This window comes from bacterium (assembly GCA_026398675.1).
Lineage (GTDB): Bacteria > RBG-13-66-14 > RBG-13-66-14 > RBG-13-66-14 > RBG-13-66-14 > RBG-13-66-14.
The window spans coordinates 1-4,253 of record JAPLSK010000325.1 but is presented as its reverse complement, the minus strand read 5'-3'; the positions used below and the strand labels follow the sequence as shown (position 1 = coordinate 4,253).

Here is a 4,253-nt window from a genome sequence, read left to right as displayed (position 1 = left end):
GCCGCCGCATATCCCTGGTTGACGGGGCTGGCGAAGAGCCTTGGGGGCGACCCACCGCGGTCGCCCTCGGGCGGGGACTCAAGCCCCGGCCCCCTACGCACTCGCCTGACTGCGTCCGCGGAGCCGTCCAGCGAGCCGTTGTCGAAGACGATGATTTCGACGGGCTCGTCCTGCCGCGCGAGGTGGTCCAGGCAGCGCGCGAGGTCGTCGCGGGTGTCGTAATTGACGACGATGACCGATACTCGGCACATACTCACGCTAGTCCGTAACTTTCAGTTCGCTGACTAGTCGGGACTTAGTCGAGGGCGTCAGCAGCTCGTCTAGGGCGACCGTGAGGGAGTATCCTTCGCGGCCCATGTAGGCGTAGGTCGTTTTTTTACCCTCCTCGACGCCGGGCTGCGTGTAGACATCTATCCCGGCGAGCTTCCCGGTGATGGACGCCGCCGCCTGACAGAGGTATACCGACCTTGTCCTTGGGCCCGTCCACGTAGAGCTGGAGCTGGGAGTGCTGGTCGGTGACGCCGAGGGCTGCCTGGGGCGTCGGACCGTAGGGGTCCGTTCCTTCCCGGCGCTTGCCCAGGCTCTCGGCCCAGAGCTGGGCGAACCAGAGGGCGAAGTCGGAGAGGCCGTCGGCATAGGGCATGACCGAGACGATTCTCCTGCCGGCACGGTGATGCTGGTGAAGGGCCAGGGCCAGTGCCAGCGCGGGGTTTTTCCGCCAGTCCGGGACGATTGTGGCGGTGCGCATGGCCCGCGCGCCGGCCAGGAGCTCCCGGGCGTCAATCCCCAGGAGCGCTGCCGGAACGAGCCCCACGGGGCTCAACACCGAGTAGCGTCCGCCCACGTCGGGCGGAACGTCGAAGGTCTTGTAACCCTCGGCCGTCGCCAGCGCGCGCAGGTCGCCGAGGTCCGGGTCCGTGACGGCCACCACCCGCTCCCCGTAACCTTTCCCCAGGGCCTCGCGGAGCCATCCCCGCACCACGGCGAAGGAGGCCATCGTCTCCGCCGTGGAGCCCGATTTCGTAATCACGTTCACCAAGGTGCGGCGCGGGTCGAGCTCCACCAGCAGGTGACGCAGGTGACGGGGATCCACGTTGTCCACCACGTGGAGCCTTGGATGGCCGGGCTTCCTGGACGCCGGCTCGACGAAGGCGCAGTTGAGCATCCGCGCCCCCAGCCCCGACCCCCCGATTCCCAAGAGCACGAGGTCGTCGCAGCTTTCCATCCGTGACTCGGCCCAGCGGATGAGGTCCGAGACCTGCTGGTCGGGCAGAGCGGCGTAGCCCGGGATGGGACCGGTGAGCGCCGTGACCAGCTCGGGGTAAGAGTCCCGCCATTGGGTGAAATCGAGGCCGTTGCGCCCGAGGAGCCGTTGGTCGCTCGTGCGGAGGTCGAGCCTGATGTTCCCTTCGGCCATGGTCATTCCTTCGGGCGCGTTTTGCCGGGGGCATAGCTCGCTACGCTCGATTTGGCTTCGGTCGCGGTCACCCTATCGTCCGCATTTCGCCAGGGGCGTTACTTCGTTTCGCCGGGAGCGTTACTTCGTTTTCCCCTTTGGTCGCCGTCATCGGACGTCACTTCCCTCGAGCTCCGGTAGTTCCCGAGACCGCCACGCCGAGGTCGCGCTGCAGGGCCTCGAGCTGGGACAGCTTCTCCCCCCGGCTGACCGACCCGTCGTCTATAATCCCGATTAGTCGGTCGAGAAAGGGGCTCAGCACCTTCCGTTCGTACGTCCCGGTATCGAGGAGCGTCTCCGCCAGGAAATCCCGTGCCGCCTCGAGCTCCGTCAGGGCCCTCTTGGGCGCGTCGGAGAACCGGAGGTTCACGTCTGCGGTGTAGACGTGCTGGGCCACCACGGCGAGGGGGAGCCGTACCCGGGATACCTCCCGCAGCGCCTCTTGCGCCTGGGACACGTCGCCGGCCGCCAAACCGAAGTTGTTTTCCCCGAAATCCTTCGCGGCCTGGTCGAGTGTCGCGCAGGCCGACCGCACCAGCTCGGCCAGGGAGGCGATATCCGCCGCGGGGGGTGGTTTCACCCCACCTTCGTTTTCGAGACCCTCGGTGCACCCCGTCCCGAGGGCGAGGAGCGCGAGAATCGCGAAGACCGGCCTTCCCTTGAGTTTCAGCGTATCACCGCCAGTTTGGCAGTAACGGAATCCCCACCGGGGGCCGTAACGTGGTAGAGGTACACGCCCGCGGCCAGCTCGGCGCCCGACGAGTTCATCACGTCCCAGTCCAGCTCGAAGGCGGGGCTCACGGTTTCGTAGACCAGGTTCCCGGCGATGTCGAACACCTGAAGCTTGGAGCCGGGCGGGAGCCCGTTGAACGTCACCCCGGAGTGCCGGTCGCCGCGGAAGGGGTTCGGGTAGGCGTAGATGTCGGCAAGATTGTAGATTTGGTCGTCGTGAATGCCGACGAGGCCGGCCAGGGCGCCGAGGGCGGCCCGCGTTATCTGCCGGGTCAGCGGGAAGTGGCCCGCGATGGTCGGGTAGTCGTCCAGGTAGGAGTGGTAGTCGGGGTAGGGGACGTTTATATCCTCTATCCCCAGGAGGGCCGGGTATCCCACCAGCCAGAAGGCGGCGTGGTCGGAGCGGTAGAAATCCGGCTCGATGAGCTTCAGCCCGGGCAGGCCGTCGCCGTAGCGGGTGCAAGATTCCATGAGCACGTCGGCGAGCCACTCGCTCCGGTAATCGGTGACGACGTCCAGGTCCTCCTGGACATCGGGGGGGTCGCTCCAGACGACCATGTCCAGGTTGATCACCCCGTCCACCTCAACTCCCTCCAGGGCCAGCTGCCGGGCGTGGTGGGAGCTTCCGTGGAGCCCGAGCTCCTCGGCGTTGAAAAACGCCAGGCGCAGGCTGCGCCGGGGTGTGTAATCCGCCAGGACGCGCGACATCTCCAGGAGCGTCGCGGACCCCGACCCGTTGTCGTTGGCGCCGGGGGCGCAAATGTACGGATCCTCGTCTCCCTCCCCGCGACCGGAGATGGAGTCGAAGTGGGCGGTGCCGTAAACGTAGCTCACCGGGTAGTCGGTTCCGGTTTTTTCGCCGATGATGTTCTCCCACAGGATGCTCGTGCCGGGATCGATCCCCTCGAGCCGCCAGGTGAGCCCGTCCAGTTCCCCGTCGGCATAGGCGGGTCCGTCCTTCGTGGCGAGCCAGACCTTGCCGTTCGCCCCGTCCCAGTCCAGCGCGCTTACCGACGAGGCCTTTCCGGTGGTCACGGTCTCCCAGCTCTCCCCGCCGTCCGCGGTGCGGTACATCTCCCCGTAGAGCGACCCGACGACGAACCCGAGCGGGCCGGTGCCCGTCACCGCGAGGAGCTGCTGGGCGGGGTCAACGCCCGGAATCTGCGAGGGGGTCCAGGTTACGCCGCCGTCCTGCGTGATGAGCAGCCGGTCGGCCGTACCCACCGCCAGGCCCCGGTCGGAATCCCCGAAGGCCACGTCGTAGAGCGTCGAACCGCTGGGAGTGTCGTGGACCGTCTCCCAGGTCTCGCCGCCGTCGGCGCTCCGGAGCACGGTCTCGGCGCGGCTCACCCCGACGACCGTCCGGGTGTCGCCCGGAAGACACGCCGCGGCGAAAATCTCCATGCCCGTGCCCCCGACCTCCTCCCAGATCGAACCCGAGTCCTCGGTGCGCCAGACGTCGCCCGAGGCGCTGAAGAGGTAGCCGGTATCCGCGTCGGCGAACACCATCGTCGAGAGGTAGTTGCTTTCCGAACCCAGGTCGAACTGGGTTTCGCTCCAAGTCAACCCGCCGTCGTCGGTGCGGTAATATGTGTCGTCGCCGGCAAAATGGATCGTTTCCGGGGGGAAGACCGCACAGGCGCTGTTCTGCCAGGTCTCTATCTTCCCGGCGGGGAAGTACTCGGCGAAGGTCGTCCCGCCGTCGGTGGAGTAGAAGAGGTGGGAGCTGGCCATTGAGAAGGCTATCAGCCCGTCTTCGGCGGCCAGGGACTGGGGGCTGGCGCCGAGCCATTTTTCCCGCGTCACCGCGAAGCCCGAACCCGCCAGCTCGGCGGCAATGTAGTCCCCCGCCAGGTTGTTCTGCGGGGTGTAGGCGTAGCGGGTGCGGAACTCGGTCAGGTCGTAGTCGAAGGCGTCAATCCGGTCCAGGTCCACCTTGTCTACGAGCTCCCGGGCGTCGGCGGTGAGAATATCCGGCGGTGCGTCGCGTTGGGGGGCTCTGACCGTCGGTTCCAGGTGACACAGGCGGCATCCCAGACCGATGAGCCCCAGCAGGTCGTCGGCC

The 4,253-nt window shown here is 67.1% G+C and carries 4 protein-coding genes; all 4 read right to left on the bottom strand.

All coding sequences use genetic code 11. The features are described from left to right. The coding region (locus tag NTW26_09475) for a glycosyltransferase (protein ID MCX7022483.1) at nt 1-251 on the bottom strand (251 nt) is incomplete at its 3' end. Between the two features lie 125 nt (nt 252-376). Continuing rightward, nucleotides 377-1,417: a hypothetical protein gene (locus NTW26_09470; protein ID MCX7022482.1), complete on the bottom strand. Its 1,041-nt coding sequence runs from the start codon at nt 1,415-1,417 to the stop codon at nt 377-379. Nucleotides 1,418-1,574: 157 nt separating this feature from the next. Continuing rightward, on the bottom strand, nt 1,575-2,036 hold the full coding sequence (locus NTW26_09465) for a hypothetical protein (protein MCX7022481.1): 462 nt from the start codon (nt 2,034-2,036) through the stop codon (nt 1,575-1,577). An 86-nt stretch (nt 2,037-2,122) separates the two neighbouring features. Then, nucleotides 2,123-4,253 (bottom strand): M28 family peptidase (locus NTW26_09460; protein ID MCX7022480.1); only part of this gene is annotated, 2,131 nt, incomplete at its 5' end.